Origin of the sequence: Inquilinus sp. CA228, from assembly GCF_052078665.1 — a bacterium.
GTDB lineage: Bacteria > Pseudomonadota > Alphaproteobacteria > DSM-16000 > Inquilinaceae > Inquilinus.
Genome location: NZ_JBQJIK010000007.1, coordinates 1 through 22881, shown reverse-complemented (window position 1 = coordinate 22881; position 22881 = coordinate 1). Strand labels below are relative to the sequence as shown.

The window sequence follows — 22881 nt, the reverse complement described above, 5'->3', positions numbered from 1 at the left end:
GTCATGCATCGCCTGCTGCTCCTGTTCGCCCTCCTGCTCGGGCTGGGCGCTCCTGCCCTGGCCCAGGCGCCGGCCCAGCCCAGCCCGGACAAGCTGCGCAGCCTGGCCGAGCTGCTGCAGGACCCGGAGGTCCGCAACTGGCTGCAGAGCCAGGTCGCCGCGCCCGCTGTGGCCCCGGTGGATAGCGGGCCGGCGGCCATGGGCGCGGGGATGCAGCAGAGCATGGCCGGCGGCATCGAGGCGACGCGCGGCTTCCTGCGGTCGCTGATCGCCGCCGTCCCGACCCTGCCGGCGGAGCTCGCCGCCGCCTGGCGGGTCCTGACCGGGCAGTTGATGGCGCAGGGGCTGCTGTGGACCGTCCTGTCCCTGGCGGTCTTCGTCGGCCTCGGCTTCGGCGCCGAGAAGCTCTACTGGTGGCTGTCCGCCAGCTTCCGCCGCCGGCTGATCGGCACCCAGCTCGACACCCTGCACGGCCGGCTGCAGGCGGTCTGGCTGCGCTCGCTCTACGGCCTCGGCCTGATCTTCGCCTTCGCCCTGGGCAGCATCGGCGCCTTCCTGCTGTTCGACTGGCCGCCGCTGCTGCAGGAGGTCGTGCTGTCCTACCTGCTGCTGGTGCTGATCGTGCGGGTGACGCTGGTGCTGGGCCGCATCATCCTGGCACCGGGAGCCGAGAGGTTCCGGCTGGTGCCGATGGCGACGCCGACCGCGCGCTTCTGGTTCATCTGGTCGGCGATCCTGGTCGGCTGGTTCTTCTTCGTGCAGTTCACGCTCGACGTCCTGGCGACACTGGGGCTGCGGCGGGAGTCCTGGTATCTGTTCGGCCTGGCCTGCGGCGTCGTCCTGCTGGGGCTGACCCTGACCGCACTGTGGCGCGCTCCGACCTTCGACGGCCGCGACCGGATCGGCCACGACCACCGGATCGGCACCTGGCTGCTGACCCTCTACATCGTCGGGGTCTGGCTGGCGCTGTTCACCGGCTCGGTCGCGCCCTTCTATGTCGGCGTCATCCTGCTGCTGCTGCCGATCGCCATCCGCGGCACCCATCTCGCGGTCAAGCATGTGCTGCGCCCGCCGGGTGCCGCGGCGGCGGAGGAGGTGCCCTCGGTGCTGGCGGTGTCGCTGGAGCGCGGCCTGCGCGCGCTGCTGGTGATCGGCGGAGCGCTCGCCATCGCCGGCGTGCTCGGGCTCGACCTCAGCGCCCTGACCACGCGCGACACGCTGACGACCAAGCTGCTGCGCGGTGCCATCAATGCCGCGATCGTGTTCCTGGTGGCGGATTTCGCCTGGCACCTGCTGCGCGCCTGGCTGGACCAGCGCATCGTCGCCGCCAATTCGGCCGGCACCGGCGACGACGCCCGGCGCCACGCCCGGCTGCGCACCTTGCTGCCGATCCTGAAGAACGTGCTGTTCGTGGTGCTGGCGGTGATGGCCGGGCTGATCGCCATGGCGGCTTTGGGGGTGGAGATCGGGCCGCTGGTCGCCGGCGCCGGGGTGGTCGGCCTCGCCGTCGGCTTCGGCGCCCAGACCCTGGTGAAGGACGTCATCTCCGGCATGTTCTTCCTGTTCGACGACGCCTTCCGCATCGGCGAGTACATCGAGAGCGGCAGCATCCGCGGCACGGTCGAGGGGTTCTCGCTGCGCTCGCTCAAGCTGCGCCACCACCGCGGCGCGCTGCACACCATCCCGTTCGGCGCGCTGGACAAGATCACCAACTATTCGCGCGACTGGGTGATCGACAAGATGACGATCTCGGTCACCTACGACACCGACCTCGACCGGATCAAGCCGATCGTCAAGGAGATCGGCAAGGCCCTCCTGGCCGACCCGGAGATGGCGCCGCACATCCTGGAGACGCTGAAGATGCAGGGGGTGGAGCAGTTCGGCGACTTCGCCGTCCAGATCCGGCTGAAGATGATGACCAAGCCGGGCGAGCAGTTCGTGATCCGCCGCCGGGCCATGGCGATGCTCAAGAAGGCCTTCGACGCCAACGGCATCGCCTTCGCCTTCCCGACCGTCACCGTCGCCGGCGGCGGGGCGGCCGCGACCTCGGCCGTGGCCCAGCACGCGCTGGACCGCGCCAAGCCGGCGGGGTAGGGCGATCCGCTCAGAAGAACGTCGACCGGGCGCTGGCGGAATGTTCCTTCAGCACGGCGTTGCTGGCCGGGTCGATCTCCTTCAGCAGCACGTCGTAGCCCCACAGATCGGCCAGGTGCTGCAGCACCTGCCTTGTGTCGTTCTCGGCCAGCAGGATGCCGTTCACCACGCTATGGTGCAGGATCAGGCGGCGGTCGCCGGCGAGGTCGACATCGACCACCTGGATGTCCGGGTCGACCCAGGCGACGTCGTAGTGCCGGGCCAGCGCCCGGCGGATCCGGCGGTAGCCGTGCTCGTCATGGATCGCGTCCACCCGCAGCTCCGGCTGGCCGGAATCGTCCAGCAGGTGGAACATCCGCCACTGCCGGATCAGCCGCGGGCTGAGGAACTGCGAGACGAAGCTCTCGTCGCGGTAGTTCGCCCAGATGTCCTGCAGCACCGCGGTGGCGTCGCCCTTGCCGGCGATGTCCGGGAACCATTCGCGGTCCTCGGCGGTCGGGTCGACGACGATCCGCTCGATGTCCTGCATCATCCCCAGGCCGAGGGCGTAGGGGTTGATGCCGTTGTAGTGCTGGTCGTTGAACTCCGGCTGGTACACGACGTTGGTGTGCGACTGCAGGAACTCCATGAAGGCGCCGTCGTTCAGCGCGCCTTGCTCGTGCAGCGTGGTCATGATCTTGTAGTGCACCCAGCAGGCGCAGCCCTCGTTCATCACCTTGGTCTGCGACTGCGGATAGAAGTACTGCGCCACCAGCCGGACGATGCGCAGCAGTTCGCGCTGCCAGGGCTGCAGCCGCGGCGCCGATTTCTCCAGGAAATAGAGGACGTTCTCCTGCGGCAGCTCCAAGAGGGCGCGGCGGCGCTCCTCGCTCAGCACCGGGCCGGATTTGGCCGGCGCGTTCGGCAGGGTGCGCCACAGGTCGTTGAACACCTGCTCCTGGTACTGCAGCCGCTCCTTGGCCCGCCGCTCCTCGGTCTTCAGGTCCGGCCGGCGCGGCCGCGGATAGCGGTGCACGCCGTGGCTCATCAGCGCATGGGCGGCGTCCAGCAGCTGCTCGACCGCCATCTGGCCGTAGCGCTCCTCGCATTGCGCGATGTAGCCCTTGGCGAATTCGAGATAGTCGAGGATGCCCTCGGCGTCGGTCCACTGCTTGAACAGGTAGTTGGTCTTGAAGAAGGTGTTGTGGCCGAAGGCGGCATGGGCGATCACCAGCGTCTGCAGGGTCGCCGTGTTCTCTTCCATGATGTAGCTGATGCAGGGGCTGGAATTGATCACCAGCTCATAGGCCAGGCCGCGCAGGCCCTTGCGGTACAGCACCTCGCTCTGGGCGAACTGCTTGCCGAAGGACCAGTGCTTGTAGAACAGCGGCATGCCGATCGAGGAATAGGCGTCGAGCATCTGCTCGGCGGTGATCACCTCGATCTGGTTGGGGTAGGTGTCGAGCTTCAGCCCCTTCGCCACCTGTCCGACCCGGTCGTAGATCCGCTGGATCGTGCCGAAGTCCCAGTCGGTGCCCGGGAAGAGCAGAGCATCATCCGTCATTCGGCCCCCGCGGTCTGCACGTCGCGACGCTGGAACAGCTCGCGGAACACCGGATAGATGTCGCGGCGGTGCCAGACCTTGCGCATGGCGAAGGGCGCATCGGCCTTCCGCACCCGGTCGTAGGTCTGCCACAGGTCGGTCTGGCGCGGCACCACGCCGGAGGACATCGGGTCCTCGTCGCGGCCGACCTCGAGATAGGCGAAGTACTGGCACAGCGGCAGGATCTCGTCGCTCAGCAGGGCGGCGGATTTGGCGCTGTCGCTCGACAGGTTGTCGCCGTCCGAGGCCTGGGCGGCGTATATGTTCCAGTCCTCCGGCCGGTAGCGCTGGGCGACGATCGAGGCCATCATCTCGAGCGCGGTGGAAACCACCGTGCCGCCGCTCTCGGTCGAGTAGAAGAACGTCTCCTCATCCACCTCCTCGGCCTGGTGGGTGTGGCGGATGAAGACGATCTCGACATGCTTGTAGCGGCGCTTGAGGAACAGGTGGAGGAGGGCGAAGAAGCGCTTCGCCAGGTCCTTCATGTGCTCGGTCATCGAGCCGGAGACGTCCATCAGGCAGAACATCACCGCCTGGGCCACCGGCTTCGGCGTCGCCTCCAGCCGGCGGTAGCGCAGGTCGACCGGGTCGATATAGGGGATGCGCCGGCTGCGCCGCAGCAGGTGGTCCAGCTGCTCCTGCAACTGGTCGATCTTGTCCTGGTCGGCGTCGGCCTCGCCCTCCAGCGCCGCGATCTCGGCCTCGACGTCCTTGATCTCGCCGGATTTCGGACGGCGCAGCGCGATCCGCCGGGACATCGCCCGCTGCATGGTCCGGGTCACCGCCAGGCTGGCCGGGGCGCCGCTGGTGGAATAGCCGGCCCGCCGCCAGCCCACGCTTTCGGACGCGACCAGCTTGCGCTTGGCCAAATCGGGCAGCTCCAGGTCGTCGAGGAAGAGCTCGAGATACTCCTCCTGCGACAGCACGAAGCGGAACTCGTCCTGGCCGTCGCCGTCGGGCGCGCCCTCGCTGCCGCCGCCCCCGCCGCCGCGCTTCGGCCGCTGCAGCGTGTCGCCCTCGACGAACTCCTTGTTGCCTGGCAGCACATGGTCGCGCAGGCCGCCGGAGTTGGAGCGGTGCAGCCGCGGCTCGTTCACGCCGGTGACCGGGATCGAGACCTCGCCGCCCTGCTCCAGATCCTTGATGCTGCGCTCGCGCGAACTGTCCCGGACCGCCCGCTGCACCAGGGCCTTGGCCCGGCGCAGGAAGCGCTGGCGGTTTACGAGGCTCTTGCCACCCGGATTGAGCCGCCGGTCGATGATATGCATGGACATCGTTGCGTCGCTTCCGACCTCCGTCCTCAAGGGCCTTCCGGACATGCGACTGGCATGGCCGCCGGGCGTCGGTTTCCGGGCTTCCGGTGCTCGCGGACCCTCATGGCCGCTCCGCTCCAGTCCTCGAAACCACCGTCCGTCGGCTCATGCCAGAGCATATCCCAAAAGGCCTTTCAGCCTGCCTGCTTCACCCGCATGTACCATTCGACCAGGCGCCGGACCTGCCGCTCGGTGTAGCCACGCGATTCCATGCGCACGACGAACTCCTCGTGCTTCTTCTCGGTGTCGCCGTCCTTCTTCGAGCCGAAGCTGATCACCGGCAGCAGCTCCTCGACCTGGCTGAACATCCGCCGCTCGATCACGTCGCGGATCTTCTCGTAGCTGGTCCAGCTCGGGTTGCGGCCCTCGTTCCCGGCGCGGGAGCGCAACGAGAACTTGACCACCTCGTTGCGGAAATCCTTCGGGTTGGCGATGCCGGCCGGCTTCTCGATCTTGGTCAGCTCCTGGTTCAACAGGTCGCGGTTCAGCAACTGGCCGGTGTCGGGGTCCTTGAAGTCCTGGTCCTCGATCCAGGCGTCGGCGTAGTCGACATAGCGGTCGAACAGGTTCTGGCCGTAGTCGTGATACGATTCCAGATAGGCCTTCTGGATCTCGTGCCCGATGAACTCGGCGTAGCGCGGCGCCAACTCGGCCTTCAGGAACTCGAGGTAGCGCTTCTCGATCTCGGCCGGCAGCTGCTCGCGCTTCACCATCTGCTCGACCACATAGATCAGGTGCACCGGGTCGGCGGCGACCTCGTTGGTGTCGTGGTTGTAGGTCGCGGCCAGCGCCTTGAAGGCGAAGCGGGTCGAGACCCCGTCCATGCCCTCGTCGACCCCGCCGGCATCCTTGTACTCCTGCAGGCTGCGGGCGCGGGGGTCGACCTCGCGCAGGCTCTCGCCGTCATAGACCCGCATCTTGGAGTAGAGGTTGGAGTTCTCGTGCTCGTGCAGCCGCGACAGCACCGAGAAGCGCGCCAGCATCTCCAGCGTGCCCGGGGCGCAGGGTGCGTCCGACAGCTTCGAGCTGCGGATCAGCTTGTCGTAGATCTTCTGCTCCTCGGTCACCCTGAGGCAGTAGGGCACCTTGATCACATAGATCCGGTCGATGAAGGCTTCGTTGTTCTTGTTGTTCTTGAAGCCCTGCCACTCGGACTCGTTGGAATGCGCCATGATGATGCCGGTGAAGGGCAGGGCGCCGATGTTCTCGGTGCCGACGTAGTTGGCCTCCTGCGTCGCCGTCAGCAGCGGGTGCAGCATCTTGATCGGCGCCTTGAACATCTCGACGAATTCGAGCAGGCCCTGGTTGGCGCGGTTCAGGCCGCCGGAGTAGCTGTAGGCGTCCGGGTCGTGCTGCGGCAGCGTCTCCAGGCTGCGGATGTCGACCTTGCCGACCAGCGAGGAGATGTCCTGGTTGTTCTCATCGCCCGGCTCGGTCTTGGCGATGCCGATCTGGCGCAGCCGCGACGGCTGCAGCCGCACCACCTTGAAGCGCGAGATGTCGCCGCCGAACTCGTCCAGCCGCTTCAGGCACCAGGGGCTGACCAGCCCGGTCAGGCGCCGGCGCGGAATGCCGTAGCGCTCCTCGAGCTCGGCGCCCATGGTGTCGGGGTTGAACAGGCCGAGCGGGCTCTCGAAGATCGGGCTGATGTCGTCCCCGGCCTTCAGCGCATAGATCGGATGGATCTCCATCAGCGCCTTCAGCCGTTCGGCCAACGACGACTTGCCGCCGCCGACCGGGCCGAGCAGGTACAGGATCTGCTTGCGCTCCTCCAGCCCCTGGGCCGCGTGCAGCAGGAAGCTGACGATCCGCTCGATCGTCTCCTCCATGCCGTAGAACTCGGAGAAGGCCGGATAGACCCGGATGGTGCGGTTCATGAAGATCCGCCCCAGCCGGGCATCGCGGGCGGTGTCCACGATTTCCGGCTGGCCGATGGCGTTGAGCAGCCGTTCCGGCGCGCTCGCATACATCATCGGGTCGCTGCGACACCCCTTCAGGAATTCTTCGAGGGACATCTCCGCCGCGCGGCGGGCCTCGTAGGACTTCGCATAGCTGGTGAAGAGATCGTCGGTCGGTGCCATTGCCACCCGCCAAAGGTTGGAGGATCGAGACTCAACCTAATCCGTCGTTTCTACCGCAGCTTCTGGGCGTCTGTTGCCGGCACATGATGGGCCGGGATTTGCGGCGAGAATCGGGTGGCCGACGAGGTCCTGCACCATCCCGCCCGCCCGCAGGCCCCGGGAGGGCTGCGCAGTCGGGAACCGGATGAGGCGCAATATCTGACACTACCCCTTCTCCACCGCTCGCTCTGGTTATCAATATAGGGTCGAAACTGACCGATAATACTACTGCCTTAATTTTTATCTGGCCCGGGTGCCTCGCTGATCGAGGTCTTGGCGCGGCCTGCCATTCGGTCCTACGTCTCGTCAATGGTAACAGGGTATGCCCAGTTCGCGAGAAAGGCGATGCGGCTTTTCGGCCGACTCGCCCTAAGCATGATATATGTCCCTGCATGATCGAAAAATCCGATCGATTCGACCCTTATTCACTGTCGGGACGATCGATCACGGGGCGCGCGAGGCCAGCCCCGCGGTCGCCATGACGCCCGTGGCCGCCATGGACTCGAATTCCGAGTCGCGTGCTGGTGGCCCGTCCGGCTGCGCTGGGGTTGGCGCATGACCCTGGAGCAGCTGCGGATCTTCGTCGCCGTCGCCGAGCATCTGCACGTCACCCGTGCGGCGCAGGCGCTGAACCTGACCCAGTCCGCCGCCAGCGCCGCGATCCAGGTGCTGGAGGCGCGCCACGCCACCAAGCTGTTTCACCGCGTCGGCCGCGGCATCGCCTTGACCGATGCCGGCACCGCCTTCCTGCCGGAGGCGCGGGCGGTGCTGGCCCGTGCCGCTTTGGCCGAGCGCGCGCTGGACGATCTTTCCGGGCTGCGCCGCGGCGTCCTGGCGCTGCATGCCAGCCAGACCATCGGCAACTACTGGCTGCCGCCGCTGATGCACCGGTTCCGGACGGCGCATCCCGGGTTGCAGCTCGACCTCACCATCGGCAACACCACCCAGGTGGCCGAGGCGGTGCGCGAGGGCCGGGCCGATATCGGCTTCGTCGAGGGCGATCTCGACCTTGCCGGCTTCGAGCATGCCAGCCTGCCGGGCGACCGGCTGGTGCTGGTGGTCGGGGCTGGCCATCCCTGGGCCGGGGAGAGGATCGTGGCGCCGGCCCGCTTCGCCGACAGCCCCTGGGTGCTGCGCGAACGCGGCTCCGGCACTCGCCAGGTGTTCGAATCGGCGCTCGGGCGGCTCGGCGTCGATCCGGCGGCGCTGCCGGTGGCGCTCGAGCTCGCCAGCAACGAGGCGGTGCGGGCGGCGATCGAGGCCGGGGCGGGGGCGGGGGTGCTGTCCAGCCTGGCGGTCGAATCGGGGCTGCGCTTCGGCACGCTGCACCAGCTCGACCCGCCGTTCCCGGCCCGCCGCTTCCGCGTGCTGCGCCATCCGGACCACTACCGCAGCAAGGCGGTGGAGGCGTTCCTCGATATGCTGGATCTCGGCTAGGCGGGGGTGCCGCGCCGCATTCCCTCCATGCCGGATCGGCATGCCGGCGGGCGCGAGCACCGAACTACAAGCGACTCCATGCCCGACCAGACCCGCGCCTACGCCTCGCCCCGTGCCGCCTTCCGCGGCGGGGCGCGGGACGTCCTGGGCGCGCCGATGCTGGTGCTCGGCGCCTCCTATGTCGGCTTCGGCTCGCTGGTGCGGGCCAGCGGGCTCGACCTGCCGGTCGGGCTGCTCTCGACCCTGACCGGCTGGGCCCTGCCGGGCCAGATGGTGCTGATCGAGGCCTATGCCGTCGGCGCCTCGCTGCTGGCCATGGTCGCGGCGGTGGCGCTGGTCAATGTCCGGCTGCTGCCGATGACGCTGGTGCTGCTGCCCGGGCTGCGCGTGCCGGGCCGGCCGCGCTGGTGGGAGTACGCCGCCGCGCATCTGGTCGCCGTCACCGGCTGGGTGCAAGGGATGCGGGTCTGCCCGACCCTGCCGCCGGAGCAGCGGCTGCCCTATTTCGTCGGTTTCGCCGGCATCCTGTGGGCGTCCTGCATCGCCTGGACCGCGGTCGGCTACTACCTGGTCGAGGCAGTGCCGGCCTCGGTCTCGCTCGGCCTCGTCTTCCTCAACCCACTCTACTTCATCCTGGTGCTGACCGCGGATCTCAGGAACCGGGCGCGGCTCGGCGCCATGGTGCTGGGCGCGGCGCTGGGGCCGCCATTCTACCAGCTCGACCCGGAATGGGGGCTGCTGGCCACCGGCCTGATCGGTGGCACCGCCGCCTTCCTGGCCGACCGCCTGTGGCGGCGCCGCCATGGCTGAGGCGCTGCCCTGGGCCATGCTGCTGGGCGCGGCGCTGGCCACCTATCTCTGGCGGGCGCTCGGCGTCTATCTCGGCGGCCGGGTGCGCGAGGGCGGGGCGCTGCTCGACTGGGTCGGCTGCGTCGCCTACGCCATCCTGGCCGGGCTGATCGCGCGCATGATCCTGCTGCCGGCGGGCCCCCTGGCCGCGACCTCGATGGCCGAGCGGGCCGGCGCCACCGCGCTCGGCCTCGCCGTGTTCCTGCTGTTCCGCCGCAACGTCCTGCTCGGCGTCGCCGCCGGGGCGGGGGCCCTGATGCTGATGGCGGGCTGGGCCTAACCCTTCGCCTGCTGCGCCGTCGCCCGGATCTGGCTCAGGCTGGCGCGCGGGGTGATCGCCTCGGGGTCCAGCTTGATCCAGATCAGCGCCGGCCGGCCGGCGGCGACCGCGCGCTCGAAAGCCAGCGCGAACTCCTCGGTCCGCGCCACCGTCTCGGCATGGGCGCCATAGGCCAGGGCCAGCTGCGCGAAATCCGGGTTCTGCAGCGCGGTGCCGCTGATCCGGGCCGGGTAGTCCCGCTCCTGGTGCATGCGGATGGTGCCGTACATGCCGTTGTCGATCACCAGGAACACCACGGCGGCGTTGTACTGCGCCGCGGTCGCCAGCTCCTGCCCGTTCATCAGGAAGCAGCCGTCGCCGGCGGCGGCGATCACCACCCGCTCCGGATGCTGCAGCTTGGCGGCGACGCCGGCCGGCACGCCGTAGCCCATCGAGCCGTTGGTCGGCGCCAGCTGGGTGCGCCAGCCGCGATAGCGGTAGAAGCGGTGGAACCAGGTGGCGTAGTTGCCGGCGCCGTTGCAGATCATGGCGTCGGGCGGCAGCCGGCCGACCAGCCAGCGCACGATCTCCGACATCTGCACCGCGCCGGGCGACACCACCGGAAGCTGCCAGGCCTCGTAATCGGCGCGGGCGCCGCGCACCCAGTCCTGCCGGGCCTGCCAGTCCTGCCGGGCCTGCAAATCGCCGGCCGGGGACAGGCCGGCGAGCGCCGCGGCGACGGCGGCGGAGCCCGCATTGATCGCCAGCTCCGGCTGGTACACCCGGCCCAGCTCCTCCGCCCCGGCATGGATGTGCACCAGCCGCTGCGCCGGCACCGGCAGGTTCAGCAGGGTGTAGCCGCCGGTGGTCATCTCGCCCAGCCGGGCGCCCAGCACGATCAGCAGGTCGGTGGTCTTCACCCGCTCGGCCAGCTTCGGGTTCGGGCCGATGCCGACATCGCCGGCATAGTGGCTGTGGTCGTTGTCGACATAGTCCTGGCAGCGGAAGGAGACGGTCAGCGGCACCTCCCAGGCCTCGGCGAAGGCCTGGATGTCGGCGCGGGCCTTGGCGTCCCAGCCGCCGCCGCCGATCAGCAGCAGCGGCCGCTTCGCCTCGGCCAGCAGGTCGCGCAGCCGGGCCAGGGCCTCGACGCCGATGCCGGTCTCGACCGGGACGGCGGGACGGGCGTCCGGCGCGTCGGTCTGTTCGACCAGCATGTCCTCCGGCAGCGCCAGCACCACCGGGCCGGGCCGGCCGGAGGTGGCGGTGTAGAAGGCGCGGGAGACGAATTCCGGCACCCGGTCGGCGTCGTCGATCTGCGCCGCCCATTTGGTCATCGAGCCGAACACCTTGCGGACATCGACCTCCTGGAAGGCCTCGCGCTCGAACATGTCGCGGCCGACCTGGCCCATGAACACGATCACCGGCGACGAATCCTGCTGCGCCACATGGATGCCGACCGAGGCGTTGGTGATGCCGGGGCCGCGGGTGACGAAGCAGATGCCCGGCTTGCCGGTGGCCTTGGCATAGGCGTCGGCCATGTAGGCGGCGCCGCCTTCCTGGCGGCAGACCACCAGCTTGATCTCCGGCACGTCGTGCAGCGCGTCGAGCACGGCCAGGTAGCTCTCGCCCGGGACGCAGAAGATGGTGTCGACGCCGTTCAGGCGCAGGGTGTCGACCAGGGCGCGGGCGGCGGTGCGGGACATGATGGCGACCGTTTCTTATGGGCGTTGCGCTGCCGGTCTAGCATGCGGCTCGCGGTCGTCCAACCCGCCCCGGTCTTGCCGCCTCGCCGCCCCCATGCTCTAACGACGCCGTCCACCCCGACGAGCCGTGTCCATGAGCCTCGAGACCCTCGCCGACCATGCTTTCGCTCCCGTGGCCCTGGCCCTGGAGGACGGCCGGATTCCGGGTGCGGCGCTCGGCATCGCCACGGCGGACGGCCAGCGCGCCCTGCGCTGGGGCGGTGTCGCCACCACCCTGCCGAAGCCGGAGCCGCTGGCGCGCGACACCTGGTTCGATCTCGCCAGCCTGACCAAGGTCATCGTCACGGTGACCGAGATCCTGCGGCTGGTGGAGGAGGGGGTGCTGGACCTCGACGACCCGCTGGCCAAGCACCTGCCGGACGCGGCGCCGCTGCACGGCGCGATCCCGCTGCGCCGGCTGATCGACCATTCCAGCGGCCTACCGGCGCAGGAGCGGATCTACCTGTGGCCCGGCCCGGCCGAGCAGCGCCGCGCCGCGGTGATCCGCAAGCACTGGCCGGTGAAGGCCGAGCCGGTCTATTCCGACATCAACTACATGCTGCTCGGCTTCGTCGTCGAACGCTGGCGCGGCGTCGCCTTCAACCAGCTTCCGGTCGGCACCGGCCTGTCCTTCGCGCCGGTGCCGGCGCAGTCGGCGGCGACCGAGGTCTGCGCCGTCCGCAACCGGCTGCTGCGCGGCGAGGTGCATGACGAGAACGCCTGGTCGCTCGGCGGCGCCGCCGGCCATGCCGGGCTGTTCGGCACCGTCCGCGGCGTGCTCGACTTCGCGCTGGAGCTGCTGCGCGGCCGGCTGCTGAGCCCGGCGGCGATGGTCGAGCTCTGCGCGCCGCAATCGACCCCCGGCCGGGCGCTGGGGTGGGAGCGGCGCCATCCCGGCTGGAAGGGCGGCAGCCTGTGCTCGCCGCGCACCATCGGCCATCTCGGCTTCACCGGCACCGGGCTGTGGATCGACCTCGACCGCGGCATCGCCTGGACGCTGCTGACCAACCGCGTGCATCCCAGCCGCGAGGTCGAGACCGGCATCCAGGACCTGCGCCTGTCGGTCGGCAACCGCATCGCCGCGCGCTGGCGCGACTGGGCCTGACCGCTCGCTGCTACGGCAGCGCCAGATAGGGGCGCAGCAGCGCCAGGCACATCAAATCCAGATCCTGCTTCATCCGGTCCCGGACCGGTGCCGGCCGGACGGTGGCGGCGGCGAAGCAGGCATGCCCGGTCTCCAGGATCATCAGCCCCAGCCGGTCCGCGGTCTCCGGGTCCAGCGCCGGGTTGAGGCGCCGGAACCAGTCCGCCTGCGCCGCGACGATGGCGGCGTCATGCTCCTGCACGATCCGGCGCAGCTCGGCATTGGCCTGCATCGCCTCCAGCACCGGCAGCAGGCCGGCGTGGTCGCGGTAGAGCCCGGCCAGGACGTCGCCGAAGCCGCGGAAGCCGTGCTCGAATTCGGCCCAGCTCCGCGCCGGCGGCCGGCTGCGCTGCTCGTCCACCGCCGCGCGGAAGGCCGAAAACCAGCGCCGGGCCAGCTCCAGGATCACCGCCTCCTTGTTCGGGAAGTATTGGTACAGCGACCCGACCGACAGACCGGCCCGCTCGCCGATGGCGATCGTGGTCAGGCCCTTGAAGCCGACCTCCTGCAGCAGTGACCGGCCGGCCTCGAGGATGCGCTCGACCATCTCCCGCGACCGGTCCTGCCGCGGCCGGCGGCGTGGCTCGATCGTGGTCTCCGATTCCTCCTGTCGGCTGCGGGCCATGCCGTTCCTCGTCCTGATGCCGTGCCAGTCTAGGAGGGCAGGCCGGCAGCTCGCCATCGAAAGCGGGCTTGACGGCTGCCAGATCAAAACACGAATATAAATTCGTGTTTTGATCTGGCAATTGGAAGGAGGCGGAGAATGCGTGCAAGCGGCAATCGCGGAGTCCGGCCGAGGCGTCGGTCGGCATGGCTGTGGGCGGCCGGCGGAGTGGTGCTGCTCGGCCTGCTGCCGGCCCGGGCCGACGAGCCCGGCCTGCCGGAGACGGTGCCGGACGCAGTCAAGATGGAGCAGTCGACCGCCCTGCCGATCACCGCCTTCTACGACACGCCGGCAAATCTGGCCTCGACCAAACCGGGCGACCTGCTGCGGCAGGAGGCCTTCACCGGCTACACCCTGCCGGCCGGCGCCTCGGCGGTCCGCATCCTCTACCATTCGGCGGAGCCGGCCGGCGCCGACGTGGCCACCTCCGGCGTCGTGCTGGTCCCGGCCGGCCCGGTCCCGGCCGGCGGCTGGCCGGTGATCGCCTGGGCGCATGGCACCAGCGGCGTCGCCCGCGCCTGCGCACCTTCGGCGATGTCGGACGTCTATTACGGCGGGCTCGGCCTGTCGCAGATGCTGGAGGCCGGCTTCGCCGTGGTGGCGACCGACTATCACGGCCTCGGCACCGCAGGCGCCCATCGCTACATGGACAAGGCGGCCCAGGCGCTCGACGTCGTCCACTCGATCCCGGCCGCCCGATCGGCCGTGCCCAGCCTGGGCCGGAGCTGGGTGGTCGACGGGCATTCCCAGGGCGGGGCGGCGGCCTGGGGCGTGGCCGAGCTGCAGGCGAAGCTGCAGGACCCCGGCTATCTCGGCGCCGTCTCGGTCGCCGGCGCGACCCATCTGGCGCGGCTGGTGAGCCATCCGGAGGAGACCGCGGGGGCCGGCTTCTACCTGGCCTGGATCGCCTATGCCATCCACACCCGGTCGCCGGAGGCCCGGCCCGAGGACATCCTGTCGGCCGCCGGCATGGCCCGCTATCGCGAGGTGACGACCCAGGGCTGCTGGCTCTATGGCTATGCCAGCTACCACGGCGTCGGCACCGCGGCGATGGTCAAGCCGGGCTGGGGCGATGCCGCGCCGGTGCGCAGCTTCTTCGACCAGAACGCGGCCGGCGCCGCGCCGATCAAGGGGCCGATCTTCGAGATCGCGGGCGAGGCCGATTCCGCCGTGCCGCTGCCCGGCATCGTCGAGACCGTGGACCGGGCCTGCCGCAACGGCCAGGCGGTGACCTTCCGCTCCTATCCCGGGCTCGACCACGATCCGGCGATGGGCGAGACGGTGGCCGACCAGCTGGCCTGGATCCGCGACCGCTTCGCCGGCAAGCCGGCGCCGGGCAACTGCCCCGGCTGAGTCCGTCCGGACCCATTCCGGATCACAGGTGGAATTCGACCTGCTTTTTCCGATAAGGAGGGTTGATTGGCCCGATCCGACGGATCGATTGGAACTCCGCCGGATCGGGGCCATTTACCAATCCGTGGCATCGGCTCGGGGCACGGGCCGGAACGCTTCTGAAAAGCAGGAGAAGGGTGATGAGCAAGGCCTCCAATACACCGGTCGTGGACGCGCTGAAGCAGGTGCTGGCCGATACCTACGCCCTCCAGATCAAGACCCAGAACTATCACTGGAACGTGGAAGGCCCGCAGTTCCGCTCGCTGCACCTGATGTTCGAGGAGCAGTACAAGGAGCTGTTCGCGGCGGTGGACGATGTGGCGGAGCGGATCCGCGCCCTCGGCGACTATGCGCCGGGCAGCTTCAAGGCCTTCTCGGAGCTGACCAAGGTGTCGCCACCCAAGGACGGGATCGACGGCTCGGCCATGGTCAAGGACCTGCTCAAGAGCCACGAGCTGCTGTCGGAGCAGGCCAAGGCCGCCCTGGCGGTGGGCGAGAAGGCCGGCGACGATTCGACCGTCGACCTGCTGACCGACCGGATCACCTATCACGACAAGACCGCCTGGATGCTGCGCTCCACCGCGGCGTAGGCAGCCGGCACGCGTCGGACAGGAAAGGCCCGGACCTCGGTCCGGGCCTTTTCCGTTCAGAGCACGAAGTCGGCGGCGGTCAGCGCGGTGGCGGTGACCACGTCGATCGCCAGCTCCGCCACCCGGTCGCCGTCGCGGTCGCCATAGACGGCGGAGAAGCCGTCCCCGGCGACGACGATCAGCTCGCCGGCGAGGCCGGTGAAGGCGCCGCCCGCGGTGAAGGTGAACTTGCCGTTCCAGGAGCCGTCGGCGCCGATGTCCCGCAGGTTGATCCTGTCGCCCTCGGCCGCTGAGAAATCCTCGATCCGGTCGCGGCCGGCGGCGTCCACGGTGCTGTCGCTGAACACCCGGTAGATGAAGCTGTCGGCGCCGGCACCGCCGGTCAGCACATCGGCGCCATACTCCGCGTCCATGCGGTCGTTGCCGCTGCCGCCGAGAAGCATGTCGTCGCCGCCGGCGGCGACCAGCCAGTCCGCGCCGTCCCCGCCTTCCATGCGGTTCGCGGCCCCGGTGCCGCCGAGCGTGTCGTCGAAGGCGGACCCGATCAGGTTCTCGACCTCCCGGATCTCGCAGGTCCGATAGGTCGGATCGGCGCCGATCCGGACATGCACCCCGGCGGTCGCGTCGGCGAAGGTGACCGTGTCGATGCCATCCCCGCCGATCAGCAGGTCCTTCCCGCCATGGCCGTTGAGCAGGTCGTCCCCGGCCTGGCCGTAGAGGATGTTGACCCCTGCATCCCCGGACAGCACGTCGTCATGGGCCGACCCGCGGATATTCGCGATACCGGCATAGGTATCGCCCGCCGCATCGCCGCCCGATGCGGCGCCGGCCGCAAGATCGATCGTCACCGCGGCGGCCGAATGCCGGTAGGACGCCGTGTTGCTGCCGGCGCCGCCGTCGAGCCGGTCGGCCCCCGCACCACCTTCGAGAATGTCGTTCCCGGCGTCGCCGAGCAGGGTGTCGGCGCCGGCGCCGCCATAGAGCGCGTCGATGCCGTCGCCGCCGGAGAGCGCGTCGTCGCCCGCCGCGCCTTGGAGCCGATCGTTGCCGCCGCTGCCGGTCAGGGTGTCGTCATGGGCCGATCCCAGCACCCTCTCGATTCCGGTCAGGACGTCGCCGAGCGCGTCGCCCGCGCTGCCCGTTCCGGTTGCGAGATCGACGCTCACCCCGGTCGCGCTGGTGTGGTACGAGGCCCAGTCCGCCTGATCGGCGGCGCCCACCAGCGTGTCGGCGCCGGGGCCACCGACCAGGATGTCGTCGCCCCAGCTGCCTTCGAGCCGGTCGTCGCCGCTGTGGCCGTAGAGCACGTCGGCGCCGACGCCGCCCAGGAGAGTGTTCGCCCCGGTGTCGCCGGCCAGCCTGTCGTCGTAGTAGGACCCCGTCAGCCCTTCGATGCCGCTGAAACTGTCGCCCTCGGCATCCCCGCCGGTCGCGGTCCCGAGCAGCAGGCTGACGGAAACGCCGCCGCTGGACGGCTGATAGGACAGCGTGTCGATCCCGGCCCCGCCCTCGATCCGGTCGGCGCCCGCGCCGCCGTCGAGCGTGTCGTCGCCGCCATAGCCGTAGATCGAATCGTCGGTCTCGGTGCCGGTCAGGATATCGTCCTGCTCGGTTCCCTCGATAATCGCCATGCCGATGCTCCCCCTTCGCAGGGCGGCGCCGGATATCATGAGTCGCCGGCGCCGCTGAAATCTTCCGAGAGAATTTTGCGGAAGATTTTGTCAGGAGTCTTGAGCTTAAATTCTTTCGACGAGATCAATAATTCTGTAACGGAAGGGTTTCGTGGCGGCTTTCCCCGGTTTCGTCAGGCGTCCGGCCATTCCTCGCGCGCCATGTCGATGAACGCCCGCAGGCCCTGCGGCAGCTGCCGCCGGCTGGGGTAGTACAGGAAGAAGCCGGGGAAGTCCGGGCACCAGTCCTCCAGCAGGCGGACCAGCCGTCCGTCGGCCAGGGCAGGGGCGGCGACCGCCTCGAACACGCAGGCGATGCCGGCCCCGTCCAGCGCCGCCCGCAGCATCAGCTCCTGGTCGCCCAGCGTCAGCGGGCCGTCGACCTCGACCTCCAGCGCCTCGCCGTCCTTCTCGAACTCCCAGCGGAAGAAGGTTCCGCTGTGGAACCGGTAGCGGATGCAGTCATGGCCCTTGAGATCGTGCGGGGTGCGGGGCCGTTCGCGCCCGTCGAGATAGGCGGGCGCGGCGACGACGGCCCAGCACTGACGCGGGCCGAAGCGCACGGCGACCATGTCCAGCTCCAGGCTCTCGCCGAAGCGCAGCCCGGCGTCGAAGCCACCGGCCACGACGTCGACCAGGTCGTCGTCGGCGACGATCTCCAGCCGCATCTGCGGATAGGTCCGCACGAACCTCGCCATGATCGGCGCCAGCACCATCCGCGCCGCCTGGTGGGCGGCGTTGAGGCGCAGCGTGCCGGCCGGCACGTCGCGGAACCGGTTGACCTCCTCCAGCGCGTCGCCGAGGTCGCGGAACATCGGCTGCAGCCGCTGCAGCAGCCGTGCCCCGGCCTCGGACGGCGCGACGCTGCGGGTGGTGCGGTTCAGCAGCCGCACGCCCAGCCGTTCCTCCAGGTCGCGCAGCAGATGGCTGACCGCGGAGGGCGAGACGCCGAGCTCCGCCGCAGCCCGGCGGAAGCTGCGATGGGTCGCCACGGCGACGAAGGCGGAGAGGCCGGGAAAGTCGATCCGCGCCATGCATTGATGACCTTTTCTCAATGACCAATGGAAGATTGAACGGATTATTGTTCAATCTTCCAGCTCCTAAATTCGGAAGCATGAACGGGCCGCGGGGCGGTCCGGCGATCCGAAGGAGGGCATCATGAAGGTCTGGTTCATCACCGGGGCGTCGCGTGGCATCGGCGCCGAGATCACCCAGGCGGTGCTGGATGGCGGCGACGCCGTGGCCGCGGCCGCGCGGGACGCGAAGTCCGTCGCCGAGCGCTTCGGCGATCATCCGAACCTGCTGCCGCTGACGCTCGACGTCACCGACGAGGCCCAGGCCCAGGCGGCGGCGCAGGCGGCGGTCGAGCGCTTCGGCCGGATCGACGTCCTGGTCAACAATGCCGGCTACGGCCTGCTCGGCGCGGTCGAGGAGGCGGATGCCGGCGAGGTCGAGCGGCTGTTCGGCACCAATGTCTTCGGCCTCTTGAACGTCACTCGGGCGGTGCTGCCGCAGCTGCGGCGTCAGCGCTCGGGCCACATCCTCAACATCTCCTCGGTCGGCGGCTACCAGGCCTATCCGGGCTGGGGCGTCTACGGCGCCACCAAATTCGCGGTCGAAGGGTTGAGCGAGGCGCTGGCGGCGGAGCTGGCGCCGCTCGGCATCCACGCCACGGTGGTCGAGCCCGGCTTCTTCCGCACCAACTTCCTGGACGGCAGCTCGCTGATCCGCACCCAGGCCGAGATCGCCGACTATGCCGAGACGGTCGGCCGGATGCGCGACTTCGCGGCCGGGCACAACTATCAGCAGCCCGGCGACCCGAAGAAGCTGGCCCAGGCCCTGCGCGCCGTGGTCGCCGCCGACAAGCCGCCGGTGCGCCTGCCGCTCGGTCGCGACACGGTCGAGCGGATCGAGGCCAAGAACGAATTCGTCGCCCGGGAGCTCGAACAGTGGCGCAGCCTGGCGGAATCGACCGGTTTCGAGGACTGACCGCCTCTCCTCCGGGTGCTCTCCGCTTCGGCGCAGAGCACCCGGCGGCGGTCGCGGGCGGAGCTGGGGCGACATTCCCAGGGAAATGCTGTTTCATGCATATCCGCATACGATCGTCGGAAGGGGGAATTGATGGTCGATATCGCCAAAGAAGGCGGCAGCACGCCGGCCGTGGAGCCGAGCCTGCACCGCGTGATGGGGCCTTGGCTGCTGTTGCTGTTCATCGTCGGCGACATTCTCGGCACCGGCATCTACGCCCTGACCGGGCAGGTGGCGAAGCAGGTCGGCGGCGTGGTCTGGCTGCCCTTCCTGGTGGCCTTCGCCGTCGCCCTGGTCACCGCGTTCAGCTATCTCGAGCTGGTGACCAAATACCCGCGCGCCGCCGGCGCCGCGCTGTACACGCACAAGGCGTTCGGCATCCATTTCATCACCTTCATCGTCGCCTTCGCGGTGATGTGCTCGGGCATCACCTCGGCCTCCACCGCCTCGCGCGCCTTCGCCGCCAACCTGTCGAACGCCTTCAGCCTCGGGCTGTCGCCCGGCGGCGTCACCCTGATCGGCCTGGCCTTCATGGCGGTGGTCGCGATCGTCAACTTCCGCGGCGTCGGCGAAAGCGTGAAGGCCAATGTCGTGCTGACCCTGGTCGAGCTGACCGGCCTCCTGATCATCATCTGCATCGGGCTGTGGGCGATCGGGGCCGGCGAGGGCGACGTCTCGCGCGTCACCCAGTTCGCCACCACCGACCGCGGCGTGTTCTGGTCGGTGATCGCGGCTACCACCCTGGCCTTCTTCGCCATGGTCGGCTTTGAGGATTCGGTCAACATGGCCGAGGAGTGCCGCGAGCCGAGCAACATCTTTCCGAAAGTGCTGCTGGCCGGGCTGTTCATCACCGGCGCGATCTACGTGCTGGTCTCGATCTCGGCCATCACCCTGGTGGCGCCGGAGCAGCTCGGCGAGGGCGAGACGCCGCTGCTCCAGGTGGTGCAGGCCGGCGCCCCCGGCTTCCCGCTGGAGATCTTCGGCTTCATCACCATGTTCGCGGTCGCCAACAGCGCCCTGATCAACATGCTGATGGCCAGCCGGCTGGTCTACGGCATGAGCCGGGAGCGGGTGCTGCCCAGCATTCTGGGCAAGGTCCATGCCGGGCGGCGCACGCCCTACCTCGCCATCGGCTTCACCACCCTCTTGGCCTTCGGCCTGATCGGCTTCGTCGGCGGCGTGCCGGCGCTGGGCGGCACCACGGCGCTGCTGCTGCTCTGCGTCTTCACCGTGGTCAATGTCGCCGTGCTGGTGCTGCGCCGCGACCCGGTCGAGCACAGCCATTTCCGCACCCCGACCTTCCTGCCGGTGGTGGGCGCCGCGACTTGCGCCTTCCTCGCCGGCCCCTGGACCGGGCGCAACCCCGAGCAGTACACGATCGCCGGTGTCCTGCTGGCGATCGGCGTCGGGCTGTGGGTCGTCACCGTGCTGATCAACCGCGCCACCGGCCAGTCGGCCGCGGAGCCGGCGATGGAGGATATCGGCGGGGCGGGGCCGGTGAATTAGGAGGAGGGCTCGTCCGTCGCCTTGGCGAGGTAATCACCAAGGCGGTCGAGCCGGCGGTCCCAGTTCAGCCGCCGGTCGCTGAGCCATTGCTCGGCCGTGTGCAGTGCCGCCGGCTCGATCCGGCAGGTGCGCACGCGGCCGATCTTCTCTGACCGCACCAGGCCGCTGGCCTCCAGCACCGCCAGATGCTGCACCACGGCCGACAGCGACATGGCGAAGGGCCTGGCCAGCTCGCTGACCGAGGCGGGGCCGCGGCTCAGCCGCTCGACCATCACCCGCCGGCTGGGGTCGGCCAGGGCCTGGAACATCAGGTCGAGCGGCTGCGGATGCTGAAGCATGCGCTTCAGTACTCCCGACACGCCGGGGCGGGCAAGTCAGCGCCGGGCCCGCAGCCTTTCGCCGCGGCGGCGCAGCGCCTCGATCGCGACCAGCATCAGGGTCGAGACCACGATCAGCACGCTGGCGGCGGCGGTGATGGTCGGGGTGATGCTCTCGCGGATGCCGTTGAACATCTCGCGCGGCAGGGTGCGCTGGCCCGGCCCGGCCAGCAGCAGCGCCACCACCACCTCGTCGAAGGAGGTGACGAAGGCGAACAGCGCGCCCGACACCACGCCGGGCAGGATCAGCGGCAGCGTCACCTGGAAGAACACGGTGGTCGGCCGGGCGCCGAGGCTGGAGGCCGCGCGCGGCAGGTTGCGGTCCAGCCCCTGCAGCGTGGCGCCGACGGTGATGACGACGAAGGGCGCGGCCAGCGCCGTGTGCGCCAGGATCAGCCCGGCATAGCTGTTGGTCAGCCCGACCGCGGCGAAGGCGAAGTACAGGCCCACGGCCACGATCACCACCGGCACGATCATCGGCGACAGCAGCAGGCCGGTCAGCAGCCCGCGGAAGCGCAGCGGCGCGTGGTTCAGCCCCAGCGCCGCGGGGATGCCCAGCGCGGTCGCCAGCACCGTGGTGGCGCCGCCGACGATCAGGCTGTTGGCCAGCGCCCCCATCCAGCGCTCGGATTGGAAGAACTCCGCGAACCAGCGCAGCGACACGCCGTCCAGCGGATAGACCAGGAACGACCCGCCGTTGAAGGACAGCGGCATGATCGCCAGGATCGGCGCGATCAGGAACAGCAGGGTTGCGCCGCCGGTCAGCCACAGCAGGGCGCGCCAGAACGCGAGGCTTTCGAACATCCTCATGGCGCTCAGCCCAGCCGCATGCGGTCGGCACCCACCAGCCGGGCATAGACCGCGTAGAGGGCGAGGGTGGCGACCAGCAGCAGCAGGCCGAGGGCCGAGGCCATGCCCCAGTTGACCGTGCTGGTGGTGTAGAAGGCGATGAACCAGCTGATCATCTGGTCCGCCGGCCCGCCGACCAGCGCCGGGGTGATGTAGTAGCCGAGCGCCAGGATGAAGACGAGCAGGGCGCCGGCGCCGATCCCGGGCAGGGTCTGCGGCAGGTAGACCCGCAGGAAGGCGCCGACCGGCCGGGCGCCGAGCGAATAGGCGGCGCGCAGATGCGCCGGCGGGATCGAGCGCATGACGCTGTACAGCGGCAGGATCATGTAAGGCAGCAGCACGTGGGTCATGGCGATCAGCACGCCGACCCGGTTGTAGACCAGCTGCAGCGGTTCCCCGACCAACCCGAGCCCGATCAGGATCTCGTTGACCACGCCGTTGGTTTGCAGCAGCACCACCCAGGCGGTGGTGCGGACCAGCAGCGAGGTCCAGAACGGCAGCAGCACCAGGATCATCAGGATGTTGGCGATGCGCGGCGGCCGGGTGGCCAGCAGATAGGCGACGGGGAAGCCGATCACCAGGCACAGCGCGGTGACCGACAGCGCCACCAGGAAGGTGCGCAGGAACACCGCGCGATAGATCGATTCCTCCGGCGGGGAGGGCAGGATCGCCCCGGCGGCGTCGCGGCGCAGATCCAGCGCGGCCAGCAGGTAGAAATCGGTGGTCGGCCCGGCGGCGCGGGCGATGGCGCCCCAGATCTCGGGGTTGCCCCAGGCCGGGTCGAGCGCCGTCAGCGTCTCCTGCCAGCTGCCCTGCGGCGAGTCGGGCAGCTTGCGCGCGGTGTTGGTGACGACCGTGCGCCAGCCGTTGCGGTCGTAGTTCAGCCGCCGGGCAGCGGCCGGCAGGGACTTGTCGGTGCGGGCCTGCGCCAGGTCGGCGGCCAGCGCGGCGAAGGCCGCCTCGCCCGGCAGCCCGTCGCCGTGCCAGCCGGCCAGGGCGGCGACGGTGCGCGGCATCACCGGGGCCACGTCGCGGTCGTCGACGGCGCGCCACAGCATGCCGGCGATCGGCGCCACGAACACCAGCAGCAGGAAGGCGACCAGCGGCGCCAGCAGCAGCCAGGCCTCGATCCGCCGCCTGCGCCCGGCCCGCCGCAGCGACCGCCGGATGGCGCCGCCGTCCTCGGCGAGGGCGGTCATGAGAGCATTCTTGCAGCGGGTGGAACGGATTGCCTCTCCCGCCTGGCGGGAGAGGACGCGCTC

At 69.7% G+C, this 22881-nt stretch carries 19 protein-coding genes; 9 read left to right on the top strand and 10 right to left on the bottom strand.

The genetic code is table 11. The features are described from left to right. The first annotated feature begins 3 nt into the window (after nt 1-3). A complete protein-coding gene (locus tag ACTOWL_RS04730; protein WP_441320039.1) occupies nt 4-2094 on the top strand; it encodes a mechanosensitive ion channel domain-containing protein in 2091 nt (696 codons plus the stop codon). Between the two features lie 10 nt (nt 2095-2104). Here the strand turns inward: ACTOWL_RS04730 and ACTOWL_RS04725 are convergent, their stop codons facing one another. From ACTOWL_RS04725 to ACTOWL_RS04715, 3 genes are all read right to left on the bottom strand, one after another. Further along, nucleotides 2105-3637: a SpoVR family protein gene (locus ACTOWL_RS04725; protein ID WP_441320038.1), complete on the bottom strand. Its 1533-nt coding sequence runs from the start codon at nt 3635-3637 to the stop codon at nt 2105-2107. Beyond that, nucleotides 3634-4944: a YeaH/YhbH family protein gene (locus ACTOWL_RS04720; protein WP_441320141.1), complete on the bottom strand. Its 1311-nt coding sequence runs from the start codon at nt 4942-4944 to the stop codon at nt 3634-3636. Before ACTOWL_RS04720 ends, ACTOWL_RS04725 begins: the two co-directional genes overlap by 4 nt. Before the next feature lie 179 nt (nt 4945-5123). Further along, nucleotides 5124-7070, bottom strand: a complete 1947-nt coding sequence (locus ACTOWL_RS04715) for a PrkA family serine protein kinase (protein WP_441320037.1) — start codon at nt 7068-7070, stop codon at nt 5124-5126. 594 nt (nt 7071-7664) lie between these two features. Between ACTOWL_RS04715 and ACTOWL_RS04710 the strand changes: the two genes are divergently transcribed. The 3 genes from ACTOWL_RS04710 (at nt 7665) to ACTOWL_RS04700 (ending at nt 9675) form a co-directional block, all read left to right on the top strand. Continuing rightward, complete coding sequence (locus tag ACTOWL_RS04710; RefSeq protein ID WP_441320036.1) at nt 7665-8546, top strand: LysR family transcriptional regulator; 882 nt, start codon at nt 7665-7667, stop codon at nt 8544-8546. 78 nt (nt 8547-8624) lie between these two features. Next, on the top strand, nt 8625-9356 hold the full coding sequence (locus ACTOWL_RS04705; protein ID WP_441320035.1) for an AzlC family ABC transporter permease: 732 nt from the start codon (nt 8625-8627) through the stop codon (nt 9354-9356). Further along, nucleotides 9349-9675: an AzlD domain-containing protein gene (locus ACTOWL_RS04700; protein ID WP_441320034.1), complete on the top strand. Its 327-nt coding sequence runs from the start codon at nt 9349-9351 to the stop codon at nt 9673-9675. Before ACTOWL_RS04705 ends, ACTOWL_RS04700 begins: the two co-directional genes overlap by 8 nt. On the opposite strand, the gene ACTOWL_RS04695 is transcribed toward ACTOWL_RS04700, so the two are convergent. Next, nucleotides 9672-11360: a thiamine pyrophosphate-binding protein gene (locus tag ACTOWL_RS04695; RefSeq protein ID WP_441320033.1), complete on the bottom strand. Its 1689-nt coding sequence runs from the start codon at nt 11358-11360 to the stop codon at nt 9672-9674. The genes ACTOWL_RS04700 and ACTOWL_RS04695 overlap by 4 nt on opposite strands. 133 nt (nt 11361-11493) lie before the next feature. On the opposite strand from ACTOWL_RS04695, the gene ACTOWL_RS04690 reads away from it, so the two are divergent. Beyond that, nucleotides 11494-12504, top strand: coding sequence for a serine hydrolase domain-containing protein (locus ACTOWL_RS04690; protein ID WP_441320032.1), 1011 nt, complete (start codon nt 11494-11496; stop codon nt 12502-12504). 10 nt (nt 12505-12514) lie between these two features. Here the strand turns inward: ACTOWL_RS04690 and ACTOWL_RS04685 are convergent, their stop codons facing one another. After that, on the bottom strand, nt 12515-13168 hold the full coding sequence (locus ACTOWL_RS04685; RefSeq protein WP_441320031.1) for a TetR/AcrR family transcriptional regulator: 654 nt from the start codon (nt 13166-13168) through the stop codon (nt 12515-12517). 138 nt (nt 13169-13306) lie between these two features. Between ACTOWL_RS04685 and ACTOWL_RS04680 the strand changes: the two genes are divergently transcribed. Further along, nucleotides 13307-14560, top strand: coding sequence for a lipase family protein (locus ACTOWL_RS04680; RefSeq protein WP_441320030.1), 1254 nt, complete (start codon nt 13307-13309; stop codon nt 14558-14560). A 179-nt stretch (nt 14561-14739) separates the two neighbouring features. After that, entirely contained in the window at nt 14740-15189 is a 450-nt protein-coding gene (locus ACTOWL_RS04675; protein ID WP_441320029.1) for a Dps family protein, read from the top strand. A 56-nt stretch (nt 15190-15245) separates the two neighbouring features. Here the strand turns inward: ACTOWL_RS04675 and ACTOWL_RS04670 are convergent, their stop codons facing one another. Then, entirely contained in the window at nt 15246-16820 is a 1575-nt protein-coding gene (locus ACTOWL_RS04670; RefSeq protein WP_441320028.1) for a calcium-binding protein, read from the bottom strand. Between the two features lie 173 nt (nt 16821-16993). After that, nucleotides 16994-17893 carry a LysR family transcriptional regulator gene (locus ACTOWL_RS04665; RefSeq protein WP_441320027.1) on the bottom strand — a complete coding sequence of 300 codons (900 nt, stop codon included), beginning with the start codon at nt 17891-17893 and terminating at the stop codon, nt 16994-16996. Nucleotides 17894-18017: 124 nt separating this feature from the next. Between ACTOWL_RS04665 and ACTOWL_RS04660 the strand changes: the two genes are divergently transcribed. Next, entirely contained in the window at nt 18018-18848 is an 831-nt protein-coding gene (locus ACTOWL_RS04660) for an oxidoreductase (RefSeq protein WP_441320026.1), read from the top strand. 132 nt (nt 18849-18980) lie between these two features. Further along, nucleotides 18981-20393, top strand: a complete 1413-nt coding sequence (locus ACTOWL_RS04655) for an APC family permease (protein ID WP_441320025.1) — start codon at nt 18981-18983, stop codon at nt 20391-20393. On the opposite strand, the gene ACTOWL_RS04650 is transcribed toward ACTOWL_RS04655, so the two are convergent. Genes ACTOWL_RS04650 through ACTOWL_RS04640 form a run of 3 tightly spaced genes read right to left on the bottom strand, consistent with a single transcriptional unit; the run spans nt 20390 to nt 22818 of the window. Further along, nucleotides 20390-20731 (bottom strand): ArsR/SmtB family transcription factor, encoded by a 342-nt coding sequence (locus tag ACTOWL_RS04650; RefSeq protein WP_441320024.1) that lies wholly within the window; start codon nt 20729-20731, stop codon nt 20390-20392. The genes ACTOWL_RS04655 and ACTOWL_RS04650 overlap by 4 nt on opposite strands. Before the next feature lie 36 nt (nt 20732-20767). Next, complete coding sequence (locus tag ACTOWL_RS04645) at nt 20768-21574, bottom strand: ABC transporter permease (RefSeq protein WP_441320140.1); 807 nt, start codon at nt 21572-21574, stop codon at nt 20768-20770. Nucleotides 21575-21585: 11 nt separating this feature from the next. Then, nucleotides 21586-22818: an ABC transporter permease gene (locus ACTOWL_RS04640; protein WP_441320023.1), complete on the bottom strand. Its 1233-nt coding sequence runs from the start codon at nt 22816-22818 to the stop codon at nt 21586-21588. Nucleotides 22819-22881: the final 63 nt, after the last annotated feature.